This window comes from Pseudonocardia nematodicida, from assembly GCF_040105385.1.
In the GTDB taxonomy this organism is placed as follows: domain Bacteria; phylum Actinomycetota; class Actinomycetes; order Mycobacteriales; family Pseudonocardiaceae; genus Pseudonocardia; species Pseudonocardia nematodicida.
In genome coordinates, this window is sequence record NZ_JBEDNQ010000008.1 from 1 (window position 1) to 25,520 (window position 25,520).

Annotated in this window: 24 protein-coding genes and 1 pseudogene; 4 read left to right on the plus strand and 21 right to left on the minus strand. The window is 67.1% G+C overall.

Going from position 1 to position 25,520, the window contains the following annotated elements; all coding sequences use genetic code 11:
- Nucleotides 1-128: 128 nt before the first annotated feature.
- A pseudogene (locus tag WIS52_RS19050) lies at nucleotides 129-357 on the plus strand (transposase); the annotation flags it as partial.
- A gap of 467 nt (nucleotides 358-824) precedes the next feature.
- Here WIS52_RS19050 and WIS52_RS31720 read toward each other — a convergent pair.
- The 8 genes from WIS52_RS31720 to WIS52_RS31735 are packed head-to-tail and all read right to left on the minus strand — an operon-like array spanning nucleotide 825 to nucleotide 7,639.
- Nucleotides 825-1,352 carry a MarR family winged helix-turn-helix transcriptional regulator gene (locus tag WIS52_RS31720; protein ID WP_379610614.1) on the minus strand — a complete coding sequence of 176 codons (528 nt, stop codon included), beginning with the start codon at nucleotides 1,350-1,352 and terminating at the stop codon, nucleotides 825-827.
- Between the two features lie 53 nt (nucleotides 1,353-1,405).
- Nucleotides 1,406-2,389: an ornithine cyclodeaminase gene (locus tag WIS52_RS19055; RefSeq protein ID WP_349299653.1), complete on the minus strand. Its 984-nt coding sequence runs from the start codon at nucleotides 2,387-2,389 to the stop codon at nucleotides 1,406-1,408.
- A gap of 8 nt (nucleotides 2,390-2,397) precedes the next feature.
- Entirely contained in the window at nucleotides 2,398-2,778 is a 381-nt protein-coding gene (locus WIS52_RS31725) for a Rid family hydrolase (RefSeq protein WP_379610616.1), read from the minus strand.
- 3 nt (nucleotides 2,779-2,781) lie between these two features.
- Nucleotides 2,782-3,693: an ornithine carbamoyltransferase gene (locus WIS52_RS19060; RefSeq protein ID WP_349299654.1), complete on the minus strand. Its 912-nt coding sequence runs from the start codon at nucleotides 3,691-3,693 to the stop codon at nucleotides 2,782-2,784.
- Nucleotides 3,693-4,616 carry a class I SAM-dependent methyltransferase gene (locus WIS52_RS19065; protein WP_349299655.1) on the minus strand — a complete coding sequence of 308 codons (924 nt, stop codon included), beginning with the start codon at nucleotides 4,614-4,616 and terminating at the stop codon, nucleotides 3,693-3,695. Before WIS52_RS19065 ends, WIS52_RS19060 begins: the two co-directional genes overlap by 1 nt.
- Nucleotides 4,613-5,593, minus strand: coding sequence for a pyridoxal-phosphate dependent enzyme (locus WIS52_RS31730; protein WP_379610619.1), 981 nt, complete (start codon nucleotides 5,591-5,593; stop codon nucleotides 4,613-4,615). Before WIS52_RS31730 ends, WIS52_RS19065 begins: the two co-directional genes overlap by 4 nt.
- 41 nt (nucleotides 5,594-5,634) lie before the next feature.
- Nucleotides 5,635-6,444: a class I SAM-dependent methyltransferase gene (locus WIS52_RS19070; RefSeq protein WP_349299656.1), complete on the minus strand. Its 810-nt coding sequence runs from the start codon at nucleotides 6,442-6,444 to the stop codon at nucleotides 5,635-5,637.
- Nucleotides 6,445-6,472: 28 nt separating this feature from the next.
- Nucleotides 6,473-7,639: an MFS transporter gene (locus tag WIS52_RS31735; RefSeq protein ID WP_379610621.1), complete on the minus strand. Its 1,167-nt coding sequence runs from the start codon at nucleotides 7,637-7,639 to the stop codon at nucleotides 6,473-6,475.
- 702 nt (nucleotides 7,640-8,341) lie between these two features.
- Here WIS52_RS31735 and WIS52_RS19075 point away from each other — a divergent pair.
- Nucleotides 8,342-9,088 (plus strand): hypothetical protein, encoded by a 747-nt coding sequence (locus WIS52_RS19075; RefSeq protein ID WP_349299657.1) that lies wholly within the window; start codon nucleotides 8,342-8,344, stop codon nucleotides 9,086-9,088.
- Between the two features lie 27 nt (nucleotides 9,089-9,115).
- Here WIS52_RS19075 and mobF read toward each other — a convergent pair whose 3' ends face one another.
- The gene (mobF, locus tag WIS52_RS19080) at nucleotides 9,116-13,501 is read right to left on the minus strand and encodes a MobF family relaxase (protein ID WP_349299658.1); all 4,386 of its coding nucleotides are present in this window, start codon (nucleotides 13,499-13,501) and stop codon (nucleotides 9,116-9,118) included.
- A gap of 494 nt (nucleotides 13,502-13,995) precedes the next feature.
- Here mobF and WIS52_RS19085 point away from each other — a divergent pair, with 494 nt between their 5' ends.
- Together WIS52_RS19085 and WIS52_RS19090 are read left to right on the plus strand one after the other, a co-directional pair.
- On the plus strand, nucleotides 13,996-14,205 hold the full coding sequence (locus WIS52_RS19085; RefSeq protein ID WP_349299659.1) for a hypothetical protein: 210 nt from the start codon (nucleotides 13,996-13,998) through the stop codon (nucleotides 14,203-14,205).
- 250 nt (nucleotides 14,206-14,455) lie between these two features.
- Complete coding sequence (locus tag WIS52_RS19090; RefSeq protein WP_349299660.1) at nucleotides 14,456-15,028, plus strand: hypothetical protein; 573 nt, start codon at nucleotides 14,456-14,458, stop codon at nucleotides 15,026-15,028.
- A 228-nt stretch (nucleotides 15,029-15,256) separates the two neighbouring features.
- On the opposite strand, the gene WIS52_RS19095 is transcribed toward WIS52_RS19090, so the two are convergent.
- The 12 genes from WIS52_RS19095 to WIS52_RS19150 all read right to left on the minus strand — a co-directional run bounded on the left by WIS52_RS19095 (nucleotide 15,257) and on the right by WIS52_RS19150 (nucleotide 25,276).
- Nucleotides 15,257-16,126 (minus strand): hypothetical protein, encoded by an 870-nt coding sequence (locus tag WIS52_RS19095; RefSeq protein WP_349299661.1) that lies wholly within the window; start codon nucleotides 16,124-16,126, stop codon nucleotides 15,257-15,259.
- Between the two features lie 475 nt (nucleotides 16,127-16,601).
- Nucleotides 16,602-16,796, minus strand: coding sequence for a hypothetical protein (locus WIS52_RS19100; protein WP_349299662.1), 195 nt, complete (start codon nucleotides 16,794-16,796; stop codon nucleotides 16,602-16,604).
- Between the two features lie 71 nt (nucleotides 16,797-16,867).
- Nucleotides 16,868-17,023 carry a hypothetical protein gene (locus WIS52_RS19105; protein ID WP_349299663.1) on the minus strand — a complete coding sequence of 52 codons (156 nt, stop codon included), beginning with the start codon at nucleotides 17,021-17,023 and terminating at the stop codon, nucleotides 16,868-16,870.
- Between the two features lie 570 nt (nucleotides 17,024-17,593).
- Nucleotides 17,594-17,845 carry a hypothetical protein gene (locus WIS52_RS19110; RefSeq protein WP_349299664.1) on the minus strand — a complete coding sequence of 84 codons (252 nt, stop codon included), beginning with the start codon at nucleotides 17,843-17,845 and terminating at the stop codon, nucleotides 17,594-17,596.
- Nucleotides 17,846-18,030: 185 nt separating this feature from the next.
- A complete protein-coding gene (locus WIS52_RS19115) occupies nucleotides 18,031-18,258 on the minus strand; it encodes a hypothetical protein (protein WP_349299665.1) in 228 nt (75 codons plus the stop codon).
- A 186-nt stretch (nucleotides 18,259-18,444) separates the two neighbouring features.
- On the minus strand, nucleotides 18,445-18,627 hold the full coding sequence (locus WIS52_RS19120) for a hypothetical protein (RefSeq protein WP_349299666.1): 183 nt from the start codon (nucleotides 18,625-18,627) through the stop codon (nucleotides 18,445-18,447).
- Nucleotides 18,628-19,054: 427 nt separating this feature from the next.
- A complete protein-coding gene (locus WIS52_RS19125) occupies nucleotides 19,055-20,335 on the minus strand; it encodes a DUF1173 family protein (protein WP_349299667.1) in 1,281 nt (426 codons plus the stop codon).
- A gap of 55 nt (nucleotides 20,336-20,390) precedes the next feature.
- Nucleotides 20,391-21,344 carry a bifunctional DNA primase/polymerase gene (locus tag WIS52_RS19130; RefSeq protein WP_349299668.1) on the minus strand — a complete coding sequence of 318 codons (954 nt, stop codon included), beginning with the start codon at nucleotides 21,342-21,344 and terminating at the stop codon, nucleotides 20,391-20,393.
- 603 nt (nucleotides 21,345-21,947) lie between these two features.
- Nucleotides 21,948-22,562 carry a GNAT family N-acetyltransferase gene (locus WIS52_RS19135; protein ID WP_349299669.1) on the minus strand — a complete coding sequence of 205 codons (615 nt, stop codon included), beginning with the start codon at nucleotides 22,560-22,562 and terminating at the stop codon, nucleotides 21,948-21,950.
- On the minus strand, nucleotides 22,559-23,323 hold the full coding sequence (locus WIS52_RS19140) for a lasso peptide biosynthesis B2 protein (protein ID WP_349299670.1): 765 nt from the start codon (nucleotides 23,321-23,323) through the stop codon (nucleotides 22,559-22,561). Before WIS52_RS19140 ends, WIS52_RS19135 begins: the two co-directional genes overlap by 4 nt.
- The gene (locus WIS52_RS19145) at nucleotides 23,320-25,059 is read right to left on the minus strand and encodes an albusnodin/ikarugamycin family macrolactam cyclase (protein ID WP_349299671.1); all 1,740 of its coding nucleotides are present in this window, start codon (nucleotides 25,057-25,059) and stop codon (nucleotides 23,320-23,322) included. Before WIS52_RS19145 ends, WIS52_RS19140 begins: the two co-directional genes overlap by 4 nt.
- Nucleotides 25,060-25,168: 109 nt before the next feature.
- A complete protein-coding gene (locus tag WIS52_RS19150; RefSeq protein WP_139319120.1) occupies nucleotides 25,169-25,276 on the minus strand; it encodes an albusnodin family lasso peptide in 108 nt (35 codons plus the stop codon).
- Nucleotides 25,277-25,520 lie beyond the last annotated feature (244 nt).

The following is a 25,520-nucleotide window of genomic DNA, read 5'->3' on the forward strand; positions in this document are numbered from 1 at the left end:
GCCCGCGATCAGCTCCACCATCGAGTCCAACGAGGCCACCCACCCGGCAAGATCCACCACGCGGTGATCATCACCGCCCGACCGGCCTCAGCCTCTCACGACACGCCCAAGTGCCGTTGCAGTACTACCCCGCCAGTCCCTGGCTGCGCGGCTGTAACGAGAACGCCAACGGGCTGCTCCGCCAGTACTTCTCGAAGGGCACCGACCTCAGCATCCACACGGTCGCAGACCTCGCCCGCGTCGGAGCAGCGTCTCAACACCCGGCCCCGCGAGCGGCTCGGCTGGCGCACGCCTCTGCAGGTCCTGGACAGCGTCGCCGACCACACCCCGGACACCGGGCTCGACGATCACATCTGACATCCTCGATGACCAGCAACGTTGCGACGGTCGCCCGAATCCACCGCTCGGTCAAAGTGACACCTTCAAGCCGCCGAGCCAAGATCTTCTCGGCCCGGTCGAAGGTGTCAGGCATCAGCCCGGAACAGACCGTCTCGGATCTACCCGGTACACACGCGGGTCAGTGCCTTGTAGCCCCCCGGACTCGGCCATTCCGAGCACCCCGTGGCCATCTGAACCGGCAGCCCTCGCCGGCCACCACCGCGCTCGCTTCGTAGATCCTCTTGGGGGCACCACCTTCCTTTGCCGCTCCGAGGTCCGGCGGTGGATCACCAGCTCGGCGATGCGCCGGTTCGCCGCCGTCAGCTCGGCCTTCTCGGCACTGGTCGGGCCCGGCCGCAGACGCTTGTCAATACGGTGCGAGTCGGCGGATCATGCTGTTGATCGCGGTCGTCCGCTCCGCGCCGGTCGCGCGCAGTGTCGGTTGGCTATGCAACTCCAGTGACGGGGTCGCCTGTACTCCTGATCTGCTCCCAGGGAGGGCACGGTTCACAGTTACGGCGGTTACACAGGCGACATAGGCGACGGAGTTCCTCGCTGTTCGTCACCGATGCCGCAAGAACAACGCCGAGAAGTTCAGCCAGCGTTGCTTGTTGTTCTTCGGAGAGAGAAGCGAGAATCCTAGTGATCGCGACATCTCGATCCTTCTGCATCGACCCAACCATCGCCGCCCCTTGGGGCGTAGGGAACAACATCACCGCCCGTCCAGAGGTCCTGCGTCGTTCCACCCAGTTCCGTTCGACTAGGCGATCAACGAGCCGAACGGTTCCGGGGTGCGTCAGCGATAGACTCCGGCGGAGCGTCTCGATGCTCATCGCGGGCTCGGCCACGATCGCAGATAAGGCCCCCGCCGCCTCTCCAGACATGCCAAGCCGATCGCTGGCGCAGCGTTGCACCGATGCGCTTACGACCTCGGCGAACGCCCCGACGAGGTTCGCGCCACGCTCTAACTCCATGACTCATACTATAGCCACGGTCCATACCCTAAACGGGTGATCCTCGCCAACCCCTACCCGCTGGACGCGCGGCGCAGGGCGTCAGCGACAGCTACATCCAGGATGCCCATGCCGAAGGGGTTACTGATGATGATGTCTTCCGGCGCGGCTCTCCCAGGGTGCTGCCCGACGAGCACCTGTCCCAGAGTGCAATCGACCGGTCGTGCGGCCGTGCTGGAACTTGATTCGCCGGCCTCGCTGGGGCGGACGATCTGACCTTGGGCGATCATCTTCCCCAGCACGCGCCCCTGACCTTGTTCGACCAGCCCCCAGTCGTCGACCACAAGCAGGTCGGCATCGAGGAAGACCTGCGGCATCAAATCGTCGAGTGACACGTGGGCGACAATACTTCCGGGGGCCAGCCACTCCGAAGGAATGTAACCTTGCGTCGATGTTGTGGTGCAGACTACAACATCCGCGTTTCTTACCGCGCTTTCCGCTGTCGGTGCGACGTCTCCGCCCGAAACGTCTGCAATGTTTGCCGCTACCTCCTCATTGAGGTCGTAGAACGTGAGCGACTCGACTTCTAGGTGTTCTCGAAATAATTCGGCGTGGCGGCGCCCAAGAACTCCACCCCCTAGAATAGCGACCTTGCTAAGGTTTGGAGCTCCCAACTCAGATACTGTGAGTAACGAGTAAGCTGCAGTCCGACTGGCCGATATCCAGCGTGCATCCAGCATGGCGACGGGGCGAGCCGTGTGGACGTCAAAAAGAAAGGTCCAACCCGACGCTCGCTCGATGCCCCGGTCGATATTTGCCAGACTGGCGTTCATTATCTTCAAGCCGACCGCGGGTGACTCACCCCATAGCGCGCCGGGAAGCGCGAGCGACCGAGCCGGCGCTCCAGCAGGCGTAGTCCAACTCATGTGGGCTTCCCGTGGAAGTGTAGTATAACCCTTCGCGTGAAGGATTAGTGCATCTCTAACCACGGCGAGCAAGTCAATCTGCTGTTCACGAGCGAGTATTTCATCGCCATCAAGTATTTCTAGCTGGCCCATTTTTGTCCCTAGGAGAGTGTGGCAATTGCCCGAATTTCGACGAGGGCCTCAGGGCTAATAAGTTCGGTGACCCCCAGAGCAGTCCAAGCCGGATAGGGGTGTTGAATAAATGCCGCCTTCACTTCAATGAACTTTTCCATGTTCTGTCGCAGGTCTACGTGATATGTCGTTAGCTCGACTAGATGGGCTAGCCTAGCTCCGGCCTCCGCAAGCGATTCAGACAAAGACAGAAACGCTCCTCGACTTTGAGATTCGATGTCACGGAGATCACTTTCGAGACCTGTAACTCCACTCACGAAGAGAAGTCCGTTTGCTCCGACTGCGTGCGACAAACCGAGTTGAGATTCCCACTGCGCAGTTCGTTTAACGGTATATCGAGAGAGCGCCACCGATTACCCCCTCAGCGTGCGATCAAGGACGGCAACTGCACTTGAGTACTTTGCCTGGACTTGATCCCAAACTAGCGACCGCGTTCCATCGATCACCGCACTCATGACCTCCTGGCCTCGATTAGCCGGCAGGTCATGCATAAACCAAGCCTTCGGACAATCAGCGATCAGCCGATCGTCTACCATGTAAGAGCGAAATTTTTCCCACCAAAGCGGATCTGATTTACTTGTGCCCGTTGTCTGCCAACGCGTTGTATAGATTACATCAGTATGCGATGCGATTTCGGCAACACTGCCAAGCGGCCGAAGCTGGAAAGATGGGCATTGGAGATCTTCGATCTGCCGGATAGTTCTTTTTGGAACGTCGAAGCCGGGTGGGCAGCACAGCTCCAACGTTGTGTTCTCGTAACGGCAGAGTGCAAGCGCAAGCGCGGCCGCCGTGTTATTGCCCTCGCCGACGTACGAGACGGTGATCCCGTTGAGCGATCCAAGCCGCTCGCGAAGAACGGTCAGATCCGCGATGGCCTGGGTAGGGTGTTCTTCAGCGGCCATCGCGTTGACCACGGGGACTCCAGATTCGTAGGCGAACTCCCGAAGCTCTGCCAACGGCCGGGCTGTGCGGATGACGATCAGGTCAAGCATTGTTCCGAGAGTTCGGGCAGTGTCCGGCCAGGACTCTCCGGTGTTGGTCTGTAGGTCCGAAGGTCCGAAGGTCACCAACTGTGCACCAAGCCGCAGTGCTGCAGTCGAGAATGCTGTTCGAGTACGAGTGGAGGTTTTAGAGAAGTAAATTCCGCATATCGCCCCGTCCAGTTTCCTTGAGGGAGAGCCGGACGAGCGAAATACGTCTATCGACACTTCGACGAGCTTGTCGATATCAGCCCGCGAGACGTCGGCGAGGCTAATGAAGCTCATTAGTTCCCCTCCTTGGAGAGCTTGACTTCGCCAAACAACGGGCGTCGATTATCGGAAACGATTTGCGAGGCCTGATGACGTGAGAGTTCAAGGGCCCAGAAACCTCCGAGGTCTTCGACCGCGTCCTCAACGGGACGTGACAAGTAGAACCTAGTGTGCAGATAACCTGTACGTTCTTCCACCGAAGCGTCGAGTCCAGCCTCGCGCAGCGTGGCCACCGTTCCATCACGCTCTTGCTTGCTAGAGAAGCGACGATGCGGAAAGAGAAATGGACTCGCCTCGGTCTTGTAGCCGTAGTCCGCGAATGCCATTGCTGAAGAGCGATAGTCTAGTGGGGTAAGAGCAAAATTGCCGATCCAACAGCGCCCAGGATCTTCAATCTGGTCTAAAATACGGCATACTGACCGCTCGGTAATATATCCATAGGCTCCACTAGATAGAATAAAGTTTGCTTGCTTTGCGACCTGGCAGTATTCGGCTGGAAGATCGTCGCGTTCTAGGTCTCCAGCCCAAGACCAACGCTGGACGCTCGTCCGCTGACAGAAATCAATTGCTGCAGCGCTCGGGTCAACGCCAAACACTTCAATCCCGGTCTTCCCGGTCGGGCTTTTGGGCGCTGTCTCCGGCCGATGGTGCCACAACTCTAGGTCAACCGTTGAAATATCATCATACTGGCGACCTTGCTGGAGCATAAGCGCGGATAGGCCATACGAGCATCCGATGTCAACGACTCGCGGCGTTGCTAACGCATGCCGAAGGGCAAGGCGATCAATCAGTCGCGCGACAAAGTGTTCGACGTGATAAGGAACGACATAGTCAAGATTTCTATACAGTTCGATCAATGGCACTGGTGATGACGAGCTGTAAACGTTACTGAAATCAAGCTTTGTCGACATGAAGTCCTCTGGGTCTGTCGCGTTCATAAGGACACCTCATCAATCGCTCTGTGCAATCTATCTTGCTGCGGGTAATGGGATCGTAGCCATGTACTGGAGTAGTGCAGATCAAGATATCGCTCACCGCCATCGGGCGATATTGCAACCACAGTACTTCCCGGCGGGATAACTGCAGCCATTCGTTCGCACGCGGCCAGAACTGTGCCCGTTGACGCACCGGTCAAGAGCCCAGTTCTTCGCGCAAGGTTGGAACACATTTCAATCGCATCAGATTCCGGTACGACCACGGCATCATCCGGGGCTGTCGGGTCGAACAGTTTGGGGGGCACGCCGGCCCCGATTCCTGGCAGGTGGCGAACAGCTTCTGGTCCACCGAGTGTCACAGACCCAACGCTGTCGACTGCGACGAGGTAAGTAGATGGCGACTCTTCCCGAAATCGTCGAGCACACCCGGCAAAGGTGCCGGCAGTCCCGAGTCCGATGAACAGATAATCTACCGCCTCGACGTTACGCAGGACAGCCTCTGCAGTTGTTTCGTAGTGGGCTGTGGAGTTCGCGCTACTAGCGTATTGGTTTAGCCACACAATATCTGGGCGAGCGTGGCATACAGATTCGACAAGTCTTAACCGCGCATCAAGCAGAGGCTGGCCAGTCCACGCTTGCTCGGCCTTGATTACCTCGGCGCCGTGCGCCTGCATCTGTCGGATGTGGGCGGATGTTGACTTCGAGTCCGTTACGCAGATGAATTGATAGCTTCGGGATGCGGCTACGATAGCCAACGCTACGCCCAGGTTGCCGGATGATGACTCGATAAGAGTGCCGCCCGGCCGTAAGAGCCCGGATCTTTCTGCATCATCGACTAGACCAACAGCTGTCTTCAGCTTGATTGAACCAGCGGGATTTAAGCCTTCTAGCTTAACGAGTAAGCGGGCATGCGGTATTATATTATTTACTTCGAGAAAAACTTCATCATGGACGATGAGATCTACTCGAGAGAAGATCATCTAAGAATAGTTTCCTGCTTCCGCGACGACTCGAAGTGCGTTTAGTTCTTATCGGCTACAACTATAAAGGTCATGGGAGGCCTTACCTCCAACGAGAGAAGTTCACGGTAACCGCTGTCAAGTTCGTGTTCGAACTCTTCGAACACCGTTATACGAAAGTCAGACGAAATCACCGCTCCAATGATGTCTGTAAGGTTGTAGTGGTACCAATATGTGATCTCTTCTCCATACTTTTCGTCGCCGTAGTAGTCGAGTCCAGCGGTCGATACAAACGGCTCGGACGAGAAGTAAGGGTAGTGCATCTTGATCTCTTCTCCCGGCTCTCTGTCCCTATCTAGCTTAAACATCTCAAGGAATGGGTGCGTCTCATACACTACGAGCTCGCCGCCAGGCTTTAGAATACGCCTTGCGACGTTAAAGTACTTAGCGAGATCCGGCATCCAACACAGAGCGCCTACAGTGACAAAAACAATGTCTGCAAATCCATCGAATCGACTTGGGATGTCGTAGACATTAGACTCGACAAACTCGGCATCAACATCGCAGACAGTGGCAATATCTTGCGCTTGTTGAATGAACTCGGCAGAAAAGTCGAACCCGACACCGTTTCGTGCTCCGAGCTGGAGCACGGACAGGAGTTCGCGTCCATTATTACAGTTCAGCTGGACGACGATCTTGTCGGCGATCTCACGGTCGGTCATGTGCCTCCGGAAGACCGGATCCAGGTACGCTGCCTCACCAGTCGCCATTCGCGACTTTGTTTCATCCAGATTGTGCTCTGCATGGCGTGCGGCAACTTCATTCCAGGCACGCTGATTCTGTGTCATCAGTTCATTGGGGTGAATGGACATGCTAAACCCTTCCGCCAGTGAGGTGATGTTATTTGGATGCGGTGGTGGTGCGACGCGTAAGCAATTGCCTCGCGAGCAGGACCATAACGAGAAATACGAGAGCTACAGCGGTTCCTAGGGCAAATCCTCCTGCGCCATGAACTTGCATTGAAGCACCCACTGCTGGACTGCCGAATAGTCCGCCGATTCCCCAAACTGCGCTGCAAGCGGCGGTCCCAGCAATCAGCAGGGAACCCGTAAATCTCTGGCCGAGCCATATGAGCGAAAGCGTGTAAATTCCGTAATAGAGCCCGCCCCAAGCGAACGATACGATCAGGGCCGGCACTACGCCAAGTTGGATAAAGTACATTGCCGAGAAAACGGTGGCCAACATTGCGCAAGCTACGATTAGCGCTATTCGATTGATCCGATCGGCGAGCCAGCCGATCGGATACATCAGGACAACACTTCCGGCGATCATTGCTACAAGTAAGGTGCTCGAGACTCCCTCTGAGAAGTTCCGGAGAAGTCCGTACAGCGGCAAGAACGACATTGCGGCTTGTTCGACATACGCAGCGACACCAACACAGAGTAGAAGCACTGGAGCATGTCGAAAGAACCGAAATATGGAAGAAGGTCGATCCCCGACAGCCGTAGGCAGAACTGATCTCGCCCATATTAAGGGAATCAACGAAGCTAAAGGTAGAAGCACAACAACGATAAACGGCACTAGCGATGTTGCGCCCGTGATAGCAAGTATCCCAGGGCCGACTGCAAATCCGATCGAGAGCAGCATGGAGTAAATGCCGACAGTCCGACCTCGGTACTCTTCGACGGCTAGATTGTTAATCCAAGTGTCGGTTGCAATGAAGATTGTTGCTAGAAAGACTCCAGTTACCAGTCTAAGCGGCGCCCAGAGCCAATGATTGTCAATGATTGCAATAAGCGACAAGCACACACTTACGCCGCTCAAACATACAACACACGTGCGATATAGCCCGACAGTCGCCACTATACGAGGCATTATGACCGCAGCAATCAACATACCTACCGGCATCATTGCCGAGTTAAGTCCAATTTCCCACTCTGGAACTCCTCGATTTGCAAGAAGAAGCGAGAGCAAAGGGTACGTGAGTCCCTGGACGACCGTATAAACGGTGGCGCTGATCATCACAGCTACTATCGCAACCGTCCTACGTGGAATCTTGGTCACCATGTTCTTGGCGGCACTCCATCTCGGACATGGCCGTTGACGTCTGGTGTTGAGTCGAGCTGTCGAAACGTCGGGTCGAGCCGTCGATACGTCGGATTGAGTCGCTAGTAGACATCATCTTGCGAGCATGCATGAGTCATGCATACCGCCACCTGGGTGATGAACTCGTTGTTAGACGCAACTGCGACGTGCGGATCGAATCAGTCATTGAAACGTTGTAGTCATGCTAAAGCTGACTTCTCTCGGTAGAGCGAAATTAGGAGCTTGCGAGCAGAATCGTGATTGAGAAGCAGCATGTCGACTGGGTGAGCGCCGTGTCGTGACCGGTAGTTGAAGTGGACGGCCCAGAAATCGATCGAACCCAGACCCGTGACGACGAGCTTCGCATGAGAGGGATGGTCATCGTGCGCGAGCCGTTGCTAGCCGAGTTCCGACGCGCCGCTGTCGCCGCAGCCAAGTCCACAACTAACAGTGCTCGTTCTGGCGCAGGCGCTAGCTGGCGAGCGTGCCAGTAGGTGTCGATCAGCGACAATGTCGCGCCACGTGACATTCTGGACATGTCAGATGGTTTCGATCTGCCCCATGATCTAACGCTCCAACTTGGATACTCGACAAGCCAGCGCGTCGAATATCGTCGGCTCTACGTCCGTTCGAGTAGTCTTAATCCCGCACGGCAGCAGTAATGGACGAGGAGGGCGATCTCCGGTGGCGCTACGAGGACTCCCGCCCGTTGCGTTCCAGCAGCGGACGAACAAGGCGGTGCCGCTGTTCTCCTACCCGCACGAGCAGCCCCCGCCCGGTACCCTCGATATCCAGGTGACCGCAGCACCGACCTTGTCGCTGCTCTACGACCAGCTCTCTGACGACGCCGCCGACGGCGATCTGGACGCACTGCGCGCTACGGTCGACATCGCGACCGATGCAACTGTGCGCCAGGCACAGCAGCTCGGCGGCTACGTCGCCCACGACCAGCGAGCCTGGCCCTGCCGGCTAGAGATCACCCCGATCATCCACCCGGTCGTCCCCGGCATCCCCGGCACCCGCCTCCATCTGCACCTGTTCATCGGGCCGACCGCGGTCGCAGTCAACGACGGTCTCCGTTACGAGATTGACCGTGGTGCACTCGACGACGTCCTCGACGATCTCTACAGCTGTTTCCGCGGTTCGATCGAGTACCACACCTCCGACCGATTCCGGCACCTTGAGCTGCACTGGGGCCCGCCCCGCGCATCCGCCCCGTTCGAGATCCTCAACCCGCCCTTGCATCACGGGTTGAGTTCCAACGACTACTTCCTCGAACCGTGCACCGGGCTGTGGGGCAACGACTACGAGATCTGGACCGCACCCAGCGCCGAGTACCGCAGCAACAATCTCGAACGCCAACGCCGGGCGGCGCAACGACCCTGGTCCGGGCCGGCGCACCCTGAGGAACGCGTGTATCCCTTCGGCTGATCCGCTGCGGTCAGCCGCGGCCGCAGCTCAGCTGTGACCGCGGCCCTGTCCCTGGTCGCGGGAGGTGTCCCGCTCGCGGTCCTGCCGGGCGCGGCGCGCGGCCTCCTCGGCCCGAGCCCGTTCGCCCGCGCGGGCGGCCACTCGTCCGCGGCCGGTGGCACGGCCCTTCCTCCGTGCGGCCTCGGCTCGAGCATCCTCGCGGGCTCGCCGCAGGACTTCCCGGGGATCGGAGGTGTCGCTCTCGCGCGCTGCAGCAGCCGGGCCGGCCGCTGCATCTCGGTGGATCGCCCCGTCCGCGTCCTGCCCCGTGCTCTCGGCCTGCTCTTGGCTGTCGTTGCCCTCGGCCCACGTCCTCGGTCGCGATTCCCCGCCAGTGCGTCCGGCGCTCTCCCCGGGGGTCCGGTCACCGCGGTCGGCACCGTCGAGAGGGATCTCGGCGAGCTGCTCGGGTTCGGGTTCGACACGCCAGTCGCGGCCGCGGCGCCGCAGTTCCTCCGCCGCCAGCCGCGCATCATCAGCGGCGTCGCGCACGCCGTCGTACCACTCGGTCCGGCGGGTGTGAGCCTTCGTCCATCCAGCGACCTCGTCGCGGGCGATGCGCACCATCGAGCCGGCTCCCTCGGCGCTGACCCCGCTCAGCTCACGCTCGACCTGCGTTGCCCTGCTGTTGTCGCGCTGGGCCCCGGTCAGCGTTGCCGACACCTGCGCCTCGTGCAGACGGGTGTGAGCACCGGCCAGGACGTCGGCGGCATACACCGGTGCGTTCGAGCGGGTCCGCTCCCAGGTTCGGATCTTCTCGGCGAGAGCGGCGTCGGACAGCGCGTAGTGGCGCGGCATCGCCGACTCTCCGCCCAAGGCGACCACGGCGCGGGTCCACCACGCCCGGGCGTGCACGTCATCCGCCGCTGGGGCCGGCCCCAGCGTCGTCGACTCGGCCGCGATCCCCGCGTACTCGCGGTATCCCGCCGCGATACCGGCCTTGCCCACCCAGCGCTGGTGGCCCTCGGGGTCCTGCGCGGCCTCGGGCGCGGCACCGAGGTGCTCGACCGCCCAGTCGGCCTGCTGCTCAGCGGCCTGCTCGCCGAGCTCACGGATCCGAGCGATGATCAGTGGGGCAAGCCGGTTCCGCTGAGCGGTGTAGACGTCGTCGCCGTCGACGGTCCAGGTGACGAACCGCTGCGCCGCGCCTGGATCGTCCGGTGCGCGGCTGGGCAACGTCTGCGCGATTCGCCACTGCAGCACGTCCGACACGCTCTCGGCCGAGCCCAGTTCGCGCCGACTCGCCACCGCCCGCAGCAGTCTCTCCGGGTCGTGCCCGTTCACCTCGGCCGCAGCGAGCACCGTCAGCAGCGACCCGCGCCCGGGCTCCTGCTCGACGCGGCGGGCCGTAGCGGTCCCGAGCCCGCGTTCGAGTATCGCCCCGGCCTGCTCGTCGCTGCGCGCGCGAGCGAGGTCGAACCAGTCCCCGGCCAACGTCACCAACGACCGCGCCCTGGTCTGGCCCTCTTCCTCGGTCGCCAGCGCCGAGACCTGCGCGCCGCTGTACTCCACGACCGCGGAGAAGCGGCTGCGCGCGGTCTCCCGCAACTCCTGCGGGTTGTGATCGTCAGCGTCACGCTCGGACACCAGCCACACGTGGTTGGACTCCCGCCCACGGCTGATACCCGGGTAGGCGGCCTCGCGGCTGGTGCCCTCGTCGGCCACGAAGTGACCCGTATCCACGGTCAACGATTGGGCGGCGTGCACCGTCACCGCGTAGGCGAGGGTGAGGTGTTCCTCGGCGTAGTCGAGCGGGAAGTGCGCGATCGCGCCGTGCCGGTCACGGCCCCGCAGCGTTCCGTCCCGGGCCGCGCCGACGATCGTGTAGACCTCCCGGTTGGTGACCGGCTGGACCGTCCCGGGCCGGCCGTCGGGTCGGATCGCGGCCTCGACCCGCAGCCCGCGATCGTTGCGGCGGGCCTGCACCCGGTCGCCAACCGACACCTTCTGCCCGCGGTGAATCTCGCCCACCGGGCGTTCCCCGACCCGCCCCAGCCGCAACAGCTGCTGACGCAGCTCCCGCGACAACTCCGCGGCCTGATCGTTCGTGCCGACGATCAGCAGTGACCGTTTTCCGGCCACGGTGTCGGCCAGCCAGGCCTGCCCGGCCTGAGCTTGCATCTGCTCCAGCGTCCCGGACCGCAGCCGACCGCGGGTCAGGTACTCGGCCACCGCCGCGGTGTCCCCGGCCCGCACCAGCAGGGATGCGGCCCGCTCCCACGACTCCTCAAACCGATGCACGACCCCCAGCTCCGCGACGCTCGCGGCGTGGCGGGTCAGATGCTCGAACAACCCGCCAGCCTCGATCGCGGAGAGCTGTTCGTGGTCCCCGGCGAGCACCACCTTCGCGCCCGCCTCGGCGGCCAGCCGCGTGATCAGGTGCAGATTCGCCGTCGAGGACATCCCCGCCTCGTCGACGACCAGCAGATCCCCCCGCCGCAGGTGATGGCGTACCTGCCCGTTCTCATCCGGGGTGAAGCGTCGCTCGAACACCGTCGTGTTGATCGCAGCAATCCCGTCACCGCGCAGGTTCTCCGCCGCGACCTGGGAGGTCGCCAACCCCAGCACCCGGCCGCCGACCTCACGCGTCCAGACCTCGGCCAGCGCGCCCACGGTGCGCGACTTCCCCGCCCCCGCGGGCCCGACCAACACATCCACGGCCACGCGCGAGGACAGCATCGCCGTGACCGCGTCGACCTGGTCGTGGCTCATCCCCTGCCCGGCCAGCTCTTCGCGCACCGCCGCTACCTGCCCCGCGGCCAACCCCACCTCCAAGGGGCTACTGACGCGAGCGACCACGGTCTCCTCCCGGCCCAGGTGCGCCGCGGAGGTGTAGCGCTCGCGGTGTGCACCGCGCAGCACATAGCCGCCATCGCCCATCGCCGCAGCGCCGCAGCCGGCATCGCTGGACCGGCGGCGCAGCCCGTCAGGCACCTCGACCGGCTCGGTCATCGACACCCGCACCACATCGGACCGGTCGATCGCGTCCCGAGCGAGGTCCTCGAGCGCGGCCGCGCGCTGCGCCGGCGTCGCCTCCCCCAGCCCGAGCGCCTGCCACCGGTCCCCGATCTCGGCCTTGATCGCCAAGGTCATATTCCCGACGTCCCAGACGGCGTAGCGGCCGGTGACCCGCTCGACGGCGGCCCCCAGCAGCTCGTCGTGATCGACCGGCTCTCCCCACCCGGCAGGGCGCTGCGTGGTCGCGGCCTCGACCGCATCCGACAGCGAGGCCCGCAGCTCGCGCGAGTGTGTCCGCGCCCAACGCCGCAGCGCCACTGGCCCGGCATCTGCCGACTTCGGACCGCGGGTGTCGAGCACCGCCATCCGCCCGATCCGGTGCATCGCGGCGGCGCTCGGCGCCCGGCCCGTGCGTGCCCGAAATTCCTCCACCAGCGCGCTCACCCGCGCATCGACCTGCTCGGTGCGGGTCGATGCCGCATCCATCAAACCCTGATCGATCCCCGCGATCTCCCGGGCATGGCCATCCGTGCGGTCTCTCCACGCCACACCCGACGCCGCGGTGAGCAGTTGCTCCAACGCCTGCTGATACACGGCGTCGACACCCTGCTTGATCCCACGAAACGACGCCCCGTCCAGCGCCGTGATCCGCTTATCGGCGGTCGCAGTCCGGTTCAACAACGCCGCGTGAGTGTGCAGCTGAGGCTCGTCTTCGCGGTTCGTCGAGTGCCCCCACAACGTCCATGTCGTGCCTTCGCCCTGCTCGAACGTACCCATCCCGGCCCGCGACCGCGGCCCGAAATGCCGCCCGGTCCGCGTCACCGCCACCCGCGCATCGGCGAACGACACCGCTGCCTCAACTGCCTGATCGTGGGCCTCACGAACCTTCGCGGCCTCATCGCTTGCACCCGCCGCGACCAGCGCCACGTAAAACACACTCACCGACTTCGGCGCGCTGAAAGTCCAGTCGTAGTACGCCACGCTCCGACGGGTATCGGCCTCAGCAGCCCGCCGGATCTCCTCGATCTGCTCCTCGGTCGGCGCACCCGACGCTCGCCCGATCGCCCGCTGCGCACGCTCCTCGGCTGACAGGTACTTCCGCGGCCGGTTCCCCAGATAGACGGGATCCTCCTCCGAGGAATCCGGGCGGCGAAGCTGCCCAAACACCGCCCGTACGTCGTCCGCGGCCACCGCCTCCCCCGACGCGAACGACAACCCCAGGGCCTCGATACCGGAGCCGAACCAGCGCCCCTCCGGTTCGCCGTGATCGACCGCCGACGCGTAGTAGCCCGGCCCCTCGGCGGCGTGCCCGGCTTCTTGAGCCGCGCCCTGCTCCGGACCCCGGTGCGCGGCACACCCAGAGCCGCGGAGCAGGTACTCGACCGCCCCCGCTCCGACCGTGTTGATCCGCAGCATGACCGCGATCTTACCGCACCAGACCAGAGATCATCAGTTGATGCATAGGTCTGTGGCAGATGGCAGCGAGCCTGGCGAGATGGCAGCATGCGCGAGAGGTAGACGAATCGGGAGCGCGACGGCTGCGGGTCGGGCCGACGAGCAGCAGCAGGAAGTGGAGCGGCGGATGCGCGACGGCGGCGAGCGCGAGGATGGACTGCGGCCGATGGGCGCCGGCGACCCGATCGGGACATTGCTGGCCTCGCCGGGCGTGGTTCGCGACGAGCGCACCGGTGAGGTCGCGGCGACCCTGACACTCGCGCTCAGCCGCGACATCTGGGCGGCCGATCCGCATCCGGGCGCGGAGCCGGTCAGCGTGCTGGTATCGGCGATGCTGGAGCGCGGCTGGGCGCTACTGACCGAGAGCCATCCGAGCGCGGTCCGCGGCCTCCCCCACCCGCCCGGCTGGTCCGCCGCACCCCGACGGACAGATCGCCATCGGCACCGCCGGCGAGGTGCTCTACGCCGGCGACCTGGGCCCGGCCGTCCCGTCGGGCTGGATATCAGCGATCCGGGCCCTCGGGGACCAGCTCGCGGTGTGCGTGGCCACCGACGTCGATCTGACCCGCCGCGATTTCACCGATCACCTGGCCCACGCGCGCAGCCGCGGGCAGGTCGCTGCCGCCGTCCTACCGGTGGCACTCAGCCGCGACCTGCTGAGCTAGGTGAGGGCCACGGCCTGCTCGACACCGCCCCCATCGTGACGGCACGGCGAGGTGTCCTCGCGTTCATCGCCGGGGTCACAGAGACCTACCCGCACCGACATCCACAGAGACCGCCACCGCCGACGCCCCGCGCTGATCCACGCACCTGTGACGTCTACTCAACGAGACTGATCGTCCTGAATTTCCTTTATGGTGTCGCGGCGGGCTGAACACACCCGCGCACGGAACGCGGAGTAAGGGGCAGGCAGTCGTGGCGAAACAGCGGATGCGGCAATCACGGCAGGAGCGCGACGACGTCGCGGCCATGGTGGCCAAGCGTGACCAGCTCGACCGGGACCAGGAGCAGCAGCGCCAACGAGAGGAAGCTGCATTCGCTCGCTACGCGCGTGCACAGCTTCAGATCGCGGAGATCGAACGCGAACGTACCGACACCGTCGCCGATCTCGACCAGCGCCGGGAGCAGGCGGTGGCCGACGCGCGCGAGCAACTCGACGCCGTTACGGCCGACCAGTGCACTGTGCTTGTCGAGCTGCACGTCGACGGCCGAGGTCGGCGCAGCGCCGAGGATCTTGCCGCGCTGTTCGACCTGCCGGTCAAACGTGTACGCGCGATGCTCAAGCGTGCTCGTTCTGCTGAACCGGCCGGCCAGAACTCAGAGACGACAGCACCTGAGGCACCCGCGCACCCCGGCGGCGAGCGCACCGGCGCCGCCACCGCAGCTCCGGCCGAGGACGCTCCGGCGGCCGACGCCTCTGCCCGTGAGGTGGAGGGGCCACCGGCCTCCTCCGTCGCAGGCCCTGCCGTCCAGCCGGTCGGCGACTGACCCTCACCAGGTGCGTCTGGGGGCGCGGCAACTACTTGACCCACGGCGACCGCGGCAGACCGGCCGGCCTGCTACGTCGTCGCGGGCGATGCTGTGCCGCCGAAGGCGGGTCCGCTCCACGCGCGGCCCGGCGCGGCCCTGAGCGCCACCGGCCACATCCCCCGGCCGCGCACAACCGGGCCGGTGGGGTCCGAACTGACGCCAGAGACCCCACCGGCCGCCCCGGACTTACACGCCCCGCGCCTCGCGCCAGTCGACCACGGCGAACTGGTCGCTCCGGCGCATCGCCCGCCAGTCACGGCGCATCCGGGCATCGCGCTCGGCCGGGCTGGTCGAAGTCGCTGCGATGTAGTCGCACCGGGCGAACAGGACCGCCCGCGCGTCCGCGTCTGCGGAAGGGATCGCGATGGCGGGGAGGCCGTCCTCGCGGCAGTCCTGGCACAGTCCGTCGTCGTTGGCGCGCCGCCGGTCAGTGGCCGACCGCTCCACCCCGCACGCCACGCACCCGAGCCCGGCCATCGGTGCCAGCGCGGCCCGGTCGTAGTCGATCCGGTCATCGCGCTGCGGCTCGTCCTCGTCGGTGCTCGGCTCGACCCGCTCGGCGAAGTAGCGCTGGGCCACGGTGTCGGACTCGACGGTGCGCGGGTCGCGCCGCCTGCGCGGGGTGTCGCGGCGGCTGGTCAGGTTCCGCGCGCGCCGGGCCTCCCAGCTGCGGTCCTTGACCCGGTTGTCCTGGGCGATGCGCGCGGCATCGCGGGCCTTCTCCGCGCTCCGCTCCGCGATCGGCGCGCATGCCTGCACCAGCGCGCGGCCGTCCTCGTCGGCATGACGCCACTCGTGGCGCAGCCGGTGAAGCATCGTCGTCGGGTGCTCGGCCTCCAGCGCATCGACACAGCGCACCATCAGAAGCCGGGTCGGCGCGTCGACGCTGTCGAGCAGCCGGGCAAGACGAGCACGGGCACCGCGCACCGCGCCACGCTCGATGATCTCGGCGATGACGCCCAGCTCCGCGGCCGCCGTCGCCATCACGGTGCCGGTGTCGTCGATGGTGTCGGCGCTGGTGGTCTCGGTGGTGGTGGTCTCGGTGGTGGTGGTCATCGCGGTGCCTCTCCGTCGCTGGTGGCGGGTGATCGGGTGGGTGGGGCTGCTGGCCCGTGAGGGGCAGCGGGCGTCGTCCCCGCTGCCGCTTCGCGGCGGTCGCCCGGCCTCCGAGGCTCGACGTCAAGGGCAGCCCGAAGGGCTGTCGCCGAAGGCGACGCGAAGCGCCCTTGATGTTGAGTGAGGCCGTGCTCAGCTCTAGGGCCGGCAGGCCCACCCCCGCCGAAGGCGGTCCACCGGGGTTCTCGGCCCGGCGCGGCCCTGAGCGCCCCCACCCAGCCGCGCTCGCGGCCACCCGCTGACACTCCGCCCGACTCGCGCGCACCACGCCGGGTCGCTACCCCGTGGTGGCCCTCCAGCCGTGGAGGTGTCCGGGCAGCCGCGTGCATTCAAACGCCCGGTGCGGTCTCGCGGACGACGACGATCATGTGGTCCCGTCGAGCCTTGAGGACGGCCCCTCCATCGAACACCACGGTCACCGGCTCGTGGCCATTGACCCGCGGATGCTCGTGTCCTGGTTCTCGACCGTGACCACTTGTGCGCAGCGGTTCGTGTCCACGCGCCCGGGCACGCCGTAGTAGTCGTGGCGGATCCGATCGATGGTGTCGATCGGCAGCAGGTCTCCCGGCCGGATCTTCGTGCTGTAGGTCTGGTGGATCTCGATCGGCATCAGCCGGGCCTCCTCACTTGCACACGGGAAGGGGCCCGCCCGGCGGGCGGGCCCCGTAGGGCCGACCGCCCTCAGAAGGGCGGCTCCTCGCCCTCGACGATGCCCCAGCCGTCGACCTCCACCGGGCCGGCGGACTCCCAGTCCGCGGCCAGCGCGTGGAAGATCTGGGCGTCGCGCTCGGTGTAGCCGTCGGCGATGTCGAGGGGGTCGGAGATGGCGGCAGGCATGGCGGTCCTCCGGTGGTCGGTGCGGCTGGAACGCGGCGCAGCCTCAGCACGCCCGGCGGGGGTCCCGAAGGGACAGCGGGGCCTACCGCTGGCCCGTCCGGGTGAGACTGCGAACTCGACCCCGGCTGACTCGGCCCGTCTCGATCCGGGACGTTGCGGCGCGACCCGGCCCGGCGAGGCCGAGCAGCTCGTGGCCGCCGCCACCGCAGGCAGCAGGCACCGCACACGGCCGATCACCTCGAGACAGCAGCCGCTGGCAGTCTCACCCGGACGGGCCAGCGGTAGGCATCGATGCTCCGCCCCTGCCGGGTGTGCTGACCTCCGGGCGATCCAGACGCACCGACCACCGGAGGACCAACCCGCACCACCACCCGGCCCCCATCCGGCGCCCTCACCGCACCGACCGGCACCGAGCCGGCGACCCAACCCACCCACCGGCACCGAGCCGGTGACGGGCGATGTCTGCCGCACCCGGCCTGGCGACCGGCGATGCCCGCCGGCACCGAGCTGGTGACCACACAGATGACCGGCACCGCCCCGAGCGTGCCGCCTGGCGGCACGCCTGGGATGTCAGTCGCCGGCCTCGGGCTCGGACTTGATCTCGGCGATGGTGATGTTGTGGGCGATCGGGACCGACAACGCCGAGCTGATCTCGTGCTCACCCGCGCAGTTCGGGCACGGCACACGCGCGCCAACCTCGTGCTCGCCGGGCACGATGCCCATCGCGTCGGTGCACCCGTCGCGGAACTCGACCATCGTCGCGTCGCTCAGCACCAGGCCTGCCTGGCTCCGGGGGTTGACGATCGGGAACTGCTTACTCATCACGGCCCTCCTCGCGGTTGCTGGGTGGTGGGCTGGTGTGACTGGAACGCGGTCTGCGTGAACCGGTGCGGCGGCTGCGTCGTTGCACCGGGTGCGGCTCGCCACGCCTCGGTGGGCTCTCTCACCGGGTGGCCAGTGATCCGTACTACTGCCCGGGTGAGGGTCGGGCCCGTGAGCGGTATGCCTCACGTGCCTTCGCGGAGCAGCTGCAAGGTCTGGCGGATCCCGGCCAGGCTCGCGCTATGCAGCTCGACCTGCTTCCCGTCGACCCAGGTCCGCACCCGCAGGGTGCGCAGGCCGACCAGCGCCCATTTGGTACGCCCCGCTTCCGGCCAGCGGCCGCGCTGGAAGGCGGTCTTCTCGGCCGCGGTCAGATCCCGAACGCGGTTGTCGTTGGCCTCGTCGGTAGTCATGTGGTGCCTCCGTGGTGTGGTCCGGTGCGGCTGGAACGCCGTAGCTCCTCAGCACGCCCGGATGGGCCGGACAGAGCGGCGACGGTTGAGGCCGCTGGCCCGCCCGGTGGCATGAGATCGGCCTGCACGACGAGAACGGTCACGGCCCGGGGTATGGCAGCTGCCCTACCCCGGGCCGCTCCCGGGCTACTCGGGCTTTCGCTCCTGCTCGTTGGCGTCGAGCCACCGCTGCATCCACCCGGGCGCCTGTTCGTCCCAGGCACCCTGACCGTGCTCGGCCACCGCCCGCTCCCGGGCCTCGCGCCCGGCTTCACGGCTGGCCTCGACCGCCTCGCGGAAGTGCGCCTGGATGCGCCTGAACGGGTTCATGTGGTCCTCCGGTAGTCGGTGCGGCTGGGACGCGGCGCAGCCCACAGCACGCCCGGCGGGGGTCCCGAAGGGACAGCGGGGCCTGCCGCTGGCCCGTCCGGGTGAGACTGCGAACTCGAGCCAGGCTGACTCGGCCCGCCTCGACCCGGGCCGTTGCGGCGCGACCTGGCCCGGCTTATCCCGAGCACGGCGCGGGCCGCCGCTGCCGCGTGCAACAGGCAGCGCACACGGCCGACTAACTCGAGACAGCAGCCGCCGGCAGTCTCACCCGGACGGGCCAGCGGCAGGCATCGGTGCTCCGCCCCCGCCGGGTGTGCTGACCTCCGGGCGATCCAGACGTGCCGACCACCGGAGGACCACATGAACCCGATGCGGTGGAGAGTCATCGACTGACCACCCCGCCGAACGGGCCGGTGCTGGCGGGGGTTCAGCTTCCGGGATGGAGGCGCAGGTCAGGGAGCCGATCGCGGACGTCCCACTCGATCAGCGGAGTGTCCGTGCTGCGGTAGTGGCTGATCTTCGCCTGTTTGCGGGCCGTGTAGTCCTCGCGGTCGAGCATCCCCCAGACCTCGACCATGGTCTCCGGATCGGTGTCGGTGAGGACGAAATCGGGCAGGACCGCGGCGGCACCGTCATAGCGCAGAGGTTTGATGAAGGTCCGTTTCGCTGCGGTGAGGGCATCTGCCATGACGACCTCGTGCGTGGAGTCGGCCGGGATGAAGTCGGCGTTGGTCAGCATCACCGCGGCGCCGACCGCGGACAGGTTGCCCTGGTCGCTGCGCGAGACCAGTGCGAGCATCACCTGCTCGCTGCCGGCCGGGCGCTGGTCGGTCATCGTCGACGGCGCGCCCCGGCGGATGCGCTCGTGCAGCGTGGTGGAGAAAAAGACCGGAGCCCGGTGATGGCGCAGTTCGCAGCGCTGTCCGTACCGCGTCGGGGTCCAGGAGCGGACCGCACCGAGCACCAGCCCCCGGTGCGTCATCCCGTTGCGCTCGACCAGGCGGTCGGTAAAACGCGTGAACGCTGCATCGTGCTGGTCAGGGTGCGCGGGGTCGAACGGTGGGATCACATAGCAGCACCAGCTCAGTGGAACGCCGGCTGAGGTCACCCCAGTCGTCGCAGCACGTACGAGTGGACTGCACCTGGCCCACCCACGCTGGCTGGACCTGGTGCTATCGGGCGAGGGCGAGCGGGTCAGATCGGCGCGTTCCCACAGGTAGTGCAGCAGTCCGAGCAGGCCCATCCGTGACCGTGCCGCCCCCGCAGCGCGGGGGCTCGGGGTGGTGCCTGCCGGCGCGGAATTCGTCGTGCGGACGTGTAGCGGCAGCGACAACGCCACGCTCGCACTGCCGTCGTCGGTCTCCTGCAACGCGCCGTCCTGGTACTGGTTCCGTCCGGACCACTGGCCGCCGGTGTTGTGGAACTCGCAGCCGCGGGCGTGCTCTTCTCCGCCGCTGGGCCAGCAGGCCAGGTAGTAGACCCCTGCGCGGTGGCGGATCACCAACCGTGGAGCCGGATCGCTGCACAGGCACCACGCGCAGCCGTCGGTGACCTTGGCCTGCTCGATCACCGCCCGGTACACACCGGGTGCGCGGCGTAGCTGCCACAACGCGACCTCACGCCCGGCCAGCCGCACCCGCGCACGAGACACCGCGCGCTGGCCACGCCGGTGCCCGGAGACCGAGCCTCGCCCGCGTCGGTAGGTCATACCGGCTCTCCCTACCTCATCCGCAGCGCGCTGTCGGGTAGTTCTGCAGCGCGGACTACATCTCGTGGACGTGGGTGCCGGTGCCGCGGTCGATGGTGCGCGGGGCGCGCATCCCAAAGGCCATTCCGCGGGCGATGGTGCGCTCGGCCTCAGCACGGGTGAACCCCGCGACCCCGATGTGTGCCTCAGCTGCGCCGAGCAGAGCCGCGTAGGCGTTGTCGGCGTCGAGCTCCCCGCCGCCGACCAGCTGACCGAAGACCCGGGCGGCGTCGAGCAGAGTGATCTGCCGCGTGCCCGCCTGGGCGCATTCAACCTTGTCCAGTTCGTCGGCCTGGATCGCGGCGATGTAGGCGTTCGCGCGCTTGGTCGACAACCCCTTCGTCGGTGTGGCCTGCGGGCTCGGTACCGGCGGCGGGGCGAGCAGGGTGGCCAGCCAGGTGGGGAGCTCGGCGACCCGTCCGTGTTCGGCAACCTGGTAGGCGCCTTCGGGGCGGACGCTGCCGGCGCCGACGACGAATCCACCCCCGGCGCGGGTGTCGATCAGCGGGCCGAGGCTGTGGCCATGCCCGCCGATCGTGTTGCGCAGCTGAAGCCCCTCGGGCACCCGGAAGTAGAGATGCTCTCCATCAGTCGGTGTGCGCACCGCGTAGGTGCGGAGCGGGGTGTCGCCGTGCCGGGCGGCGAGCTGGTCGAGAACCTCTCGTCCGGTGGTGGCCCCGCCCCACGCGTGGATCGGCTCGGTGCTGACGTCCAGGTCGATCACCACGAGCCCGGAGGGCCCGCACGCCACACCGACGTTCCATCTGGTGGTGTTCGACCACCAGCGCCGGATCTGCACGCGGTCACGGGTTGCGCGCTGTTCCCAGACGTGGTGCCCCTCGGCGCACACCCCACGGCGCCGGCACCGGGTGTCGCCGTGGAAGGCCGGGATCTTCGCGCCGGCCCGGACCGGGAACACGAACAGGCCGGCGGCTGCGGCGTCGAGCGCGACCTGACGCAGCCGCGCCACCTCACGCTCGAGGCGCGGACGAGCTCGTCGCGGCATACGCGCTGTGTCCTCCCGCCCGGTCCGGGCTCCGGTGTCGTGCGCAGCATCGCACCGCTCACCAGTGGTGTGGGCGCTGTCGGTGCTGGTCGTGATGGCCATGAGGTACTCCTCGCGTGGTCTAGGGACCGGTTCCCAGATGGACGGATGGGATCCGGGCCGGCCATCCCGAGGGCAGGCTGTGTGCCTGCCTTCGGGGGCCTCGCCATGAGGGCGTGTAGAGGCTCGCGGGTCCAGGGCAGCCCGCCAGGGCTGTCGCGCAGCGACGCGTCAGCGCTCTGGAGGTGTGAGGAGCGCGCCCGCAGGATCGGCCCGACTACCTCCAGGCTCGGTGAGCGGCGCGCGCAGCCGCTCTGCTGGTCTGCAGCCCGTGACGCGCTCGGCGCGGTTCCGGTCCGACATCCTGCTGGTCGAAGTACGGGCGAGCCATGAGAACAGCGGCGCCGTTGAAGGGCACTGTGCCGCGCCCTCCCGCCGACCGATCAGTAGCTCCACGCGGGCGACCTCGGTGCCGCTGTCCCGCGCTCCCGCGAAGGCCTGCAGCGGGCTGCGGCTGGGCCAGACCGGTCAGGCGGTGGCGAAGTGGGCGTCGGCGACGACGTCCATGATCAGCTCGTCGGCCTCGGCGCCGCGCCAGTACCCGGCGCGGCGCATCCGCCCGGCGTGGCAGAACCCGGCCTTCTCGTAGGCGGCGATCGCGCCGGTGTTCGGTTCGAGGACCTTGAGCCAGACCGAGCGCAGTGCGGAGATGGTGAAGGCGTAGTCCAGGGTCAGCCTGGTCGCCTCGGGCGCGAGGTTGCGGCCGCGGCCCTCGGCGCCGAGCAGGACGATGAATTCCGCAGTGCGCACGTAGTGGTCGATGCGCAGCGCGCTGGTCCCGACCGGCACCGGCCCGCCGTCACGGGTGAGGTCGTAGATGGTGAAGCGCGGGATGGTGCCCATGCTGCGGGCCTGGGCGTCATAGCCGGCCAGGCGGGCCTCGAGGGATTCCGGGGTCTGGCGGCCCATTCCGGCGATCACGGCGGGCTCGTTCTCCCACCGCCAGTACAGCTCGGCCAGCTCGCGGGTGAACGGGCCCAGCGCGGTGCGCTCGCCCCGCATCCACAGCAGCGGCGCTCCCACCTCCGGGCTGTCGGGGTGCTGGGCGCTGGTGTCGGTGTGGCCGTTGGAGGTCAGCGTCATGGGGTGTCTCCTCTCGCCGCCCGGTCGCGGCCGTGCGCGGGCGCAGCGGCGGGTTCGGGCAGCTGGAGCAGTGGTGTGAAGCGCAGCGTGGAGATGGGCTCGCCTACGGGGCAGCCGTCGAGGCGCAGCCAGGCGTGCAGCCTGATCGGATCCGCGGCGATCCCGTGGCACCACCCAACTCGCCGGCCGGTGACGGCCAGGGCGAGCATCGCCGCGACGGTTTCCTCCAAGCACGCTGTCCGGAACGGAGACACGCCTCCGATGACGCGTACACAGTGTAGGACCGCCACCACCTGGGTGTCGCGCGCCGGACAGCGCGCCACGCCGGCGGTGGCTCGCACGAGGCGCAGTAACCGCGAGAACGCGTGCTCTCGGCGCCCGATCGCGCGTACGAGCAGCACCGTGGCCAACGCGCACGCCGCGGCGGGTGCCCAGCCCGGGGACAGCGGCCCGCGGTTCGGCAGCGCGCCGGGCGCTTCCTGGGTGCCCCAGCTGGGCCCGGTCGCCGGGAGCGCGAGGATCGGCGTGGGTGCCTCGCCCGGCTGGGCCGGGCGCAGGAACCCGGCCGCCGACAGGCTCGCGGCCAGCGCCTCGGCATCAGTGCCGGGCGCCGCGACGCCGGCGGCATCCAGCGCGAGGAACGCCTCGCGCTGGGCACCGAGCAGGGCGCGCACGGCGCCGGTGCGTTCGTGCAGCAGCACGACGGTATGTCCGAGATCCGCGGCGTGGACATGGGCCGGGCGGACGTGGGAAGTGCTCATCGCGATACCTCCGATCGGTGACGGGTCGAGGCCCGTGCCGACGGGTCCTCGGTGGCGCTAGCCCATCTGGCGGCCGCGGGGGCCTGGCGCAGAGCGCGCATCCACACCTCGGCGGCCACCACAGGGTTGAGCTGGTGGAACCCGATGCCCGGTGCGCCGGCGGCGGCGCGGGTGAGCAGCGCCCGGTAGCGGATGGGGTCGATCAGGCCTCGGGCCGCCAGCTCGCCGTCGACGAGCCCGGTCAGGGCCTGAAGGTGACGGCGCAGACCCCGGTACTGGTCAGGGGTGAAGTCGCCCTTCGTCCGCCGCGCCGTCACCGTCTCGGGCAGCAGCCCGGCCATGGCTCGGCGCAGCAGCGGCTTGTAGTCGCCCGGGCCGGCGCGAAGGGGTCCGGGGACCACGAGTGCGGCGTCGACGACGCGGGGGTCGGTGAACGGGTTGTGCAGGCTGATGCCGTGCAGCTGTTCGGTGATCTGCGCGTCGGCCCGGGCGGTGCGGGCCACGACCCGCATCGCTGCGCGGGTCCGCGCCGCCTCGCCCCGCTCGCCGCGGACCGCGGCCGCGCGGGCCTGGGTCAGCAGCGGCCAGACCGCTGTGCGCCGCAGCCGGGCCCAGCCCAACGCGTGACGCACGAGCTCGGCCTGGGCGCGCACGGTTGCGGTAGCGGCGAGATCGGGAAGGTACCCGGGCTGCGGACCGAGCAAGGTGTCCCCGCCGTCGCCGGTCACCAGGTCACCGATCCCGCGGCCGGCCAACATCGCGAGTTCGGCGTCGAACCGGGCGATCGCGATCGTCGACGGCGCCGGCTCATCAGTAGCCGGGACAAGCTCGTCCATCCGGCCGTAGGGGACGTGCCCGTCGCCGAGGGCGCAGAGCAGGTGTTCCAGCGATTGGACCCGCCCGGTACGGGCGTAGTCGATGGCCGCGCGGGCGTAGTCGAGGTCGCCACCCGAGGTGATCCCGACCGGGTGCACCGTCACCGCGACCACGCCTGCGGCCGCGGAGCCGCCGCAAGGGCGGTGATGAGCCAGCAGCATCGCCAACGACGTCGAGTCCATCCCGCCCGAGCAGTCCGCCGCCACCGCGGCGCCGGTCCTACCCTCGGCGACACCGGCAACTGTGTCCTGCAACGCCGCCCGCAGGCTCTCGGCCGGCCGCGGCGACACCGCGCTGGTGGCTGTGGCCAGCGGACGGATCGTGATCTCCGACGACGTGATCGTCAGCCGCGCACCGGGCGGCACCGGGGTGATCCCGGCGAATGCCGACCGCTCCCCGGTACCGGGCTCGACGCCCGGTCCAGGGTGTAGGTGCTCGTGCAGCCACGTGTCATCGACATCGGCGCCGACCAGGCAGGCCAGCGCCAACGAGCTCGACCCCCATAGCGGGGCGCCGTCGGTGGTGGCTGCGGTGTAGATGGGCTGGATCCAGCCGGGATCGGTGAACACCACCGTCGCGTGCTCGGTGACCTCGACGATCGTGTAAGCCCCGGCCAGCGCGGTGGGTGCGGAGTCGGGGACCCCGTGGCGGACCCACCGCTGCAGTACCTCGGGTTCGCAACGGGCGCGGCCCAGGATCGTCACGGTCCGGCCGGGGCGCTGCGCGGTCGCGACCTGCGAACCCGGCCAGGCCCCGCACAGCCATGCCGCGCCGATGTCACTGGCGAGCGCGCGAGCACGGGCTGGGTACCTGACGTCGGTGTGGCCGGTGCCGCGGCCGCCGAACCATCGAACGCTCATCTCCTGACCTCCCAGGTCGGGGTTCTCGGCGCACCCGGGTGGGGTGCTGCAACGACGAGGGCCCGGCGAACGACGTGCGTTCACCGGGCCCTCGCGCCTACCGCCTGGATCAGGCGTAGACGTAGCGCTTGTCCTCCGACGTGCCGGAGCCACCGCCCTCGGTCAGGACCGCGGCGTCACCCAACTCGACCATCTCGGTCTCGTTGTGCTGCGACATGCAAGATCACCTCCTCTCGGGTTGTGCTCGGCAGCTGCGGGCTGCTGGCTTGGGGCCTCCACCGCCGGTTGCGGTGGGACGTGACTCGCCCGCACCCCGGGGGCCGCCGCGCCGGGGGCGCGCGCTCGCCCGACCGGTGTGACACCACCCCGCCCGCACTCAGCGGGCCGAGGGAGGAAGTCGGTGGTGTCACCCGCGTCGGGTGCGGCCGGCGCGGCATCGGTGGGAAAGGCGGGCCCACGGG

Coding starts and splice junctions, on each gene's coding strand:
- WIS52_RS31720 (WP_379610614.1), bottom strand. CDS start 1,352: ATGGAGTTAGAGCGTGGCGCGAACCTCGTCGGGGCGTTCGCCGAGGTC.
- WIS52_RS19055 (WP_349299653.1), bottom strand. CDS start 2,389: ATGGGCCAGCTAGAAATACTTGATGGCGATGAAATACTCGCTCGTGAA.
- WIS52_RS19060 (WP_349299654.1), bottom strand. CDS start 3,693: ATGAGCTTCATTAGCCTCGCCGACGTCTCGCGGGCTGATATCGACAAG.
- WIS52_RS19065 (WP_349299655.1), bottom strand. CDS start 4,616: ATGAACGCGACAGACCCAGAGGACTTCATGTCGACAAAGCTTGATTTC.
- WIS52_RS31730 (WP_379610619.1), bottom strand. CDS start 5,593: ATGATCTTCTCTCGAGTAGATCTCATCGTCCATGATGAAGTTTTTCTC.
- WIS52_RS19070 (WP_349299656.1), bottom strand. CDS start 6,444: ATGTCCATTCACCCCAATGAACTGATGACACAGAATCAGCGTGCCTGG.
- WIS52_RS31735 (WP_379610621.1), bottom strand. CDS start 7,639: ATGGTGACCAAGATTCCACGTAGGACGGTTGCGATAGTAGCTGTGATG.
- mobF (WP_349299658.1), bottom strand. CDS start 13,501: ATGCTGCGGATCAACACGGTCGGAGCGGGGGCGGTCGAGTACCTGCTC.
- WIS52_RS19095 (WP_349299661.1), bottom strand. CDS start 16,126: ATGACCACCACCACCGAGACCACCACCACCGAGACCACCAGCGCCGAC.
- WIS52_RS19100 (WP_349299662.1), bottom strand. CDS start 16,796: ATGCCGATCGAGATCCACCAGACCTACAGCACGAAGATCCGGCCGGGA.
- WIS52_RS19105 (WP_349299663.1), bottom strand. CDS start 17,023: ATGCCTGCCGCCATCTCCGACCCCCTCGACATCGCCGACGGCTACACC.
- WIS52_RS19110 (WP_349299664.1), bottom strand. CDS start 17,845: ATGAGTAAGCAGTTCCCGATCGTCAACCCCCGGAGCCAGGCAGGCCTG.
- WIS52_RS19115 (WP_349299665.1), bottom strand. CDS start 18,258: ATGACTACCGACGAGGCCAACGACAACCGCGTTCGGGATCTGACCGCG.
- WIS52_RS19120 (WP_349299666.1), bottom strand. CDS start 18,627: ATGAACCCGTTCAGGCGCATCCAGGCGCACTTCCGCGAGGCGGTCGAG.
- WIS52_RS19125 (WP_349299667.1), bottom strand. CDS start 20,335: ATGACCTACCGACGCGGGCGAGGCTCGGTCTCCGGGCACCGGCGTGGC.
- WIS52_RS19135 (WP_349299669.1), bottom strand. CDS start 22,562: ATGACGCTGACCTCCAACGGCCACACCGACACCAGCGCCCAGCACCCC.
- WIS52_RS19140 (WP_349299670.1), bottom strand. CDS start 23,323: ATGAGCACTTCCCACGTCCGCCCGGCCCATGTCCACGCCGCGGATCTC.
- WIS52_RS19145 (WP_349299671.1), bottom strand. CDS start 25,059: ATGAGCGTTCGATGGTTCGGCGGCCGCGGCACCGGCCACACCGACGTC.
- WIS52_RS19150 (WP_139319120.1), bottom strand. CDS start 25,276: ATGTCGCAGCACAACGAGACCGAGATGGTCGAGTTGGGTGACGCCGCG.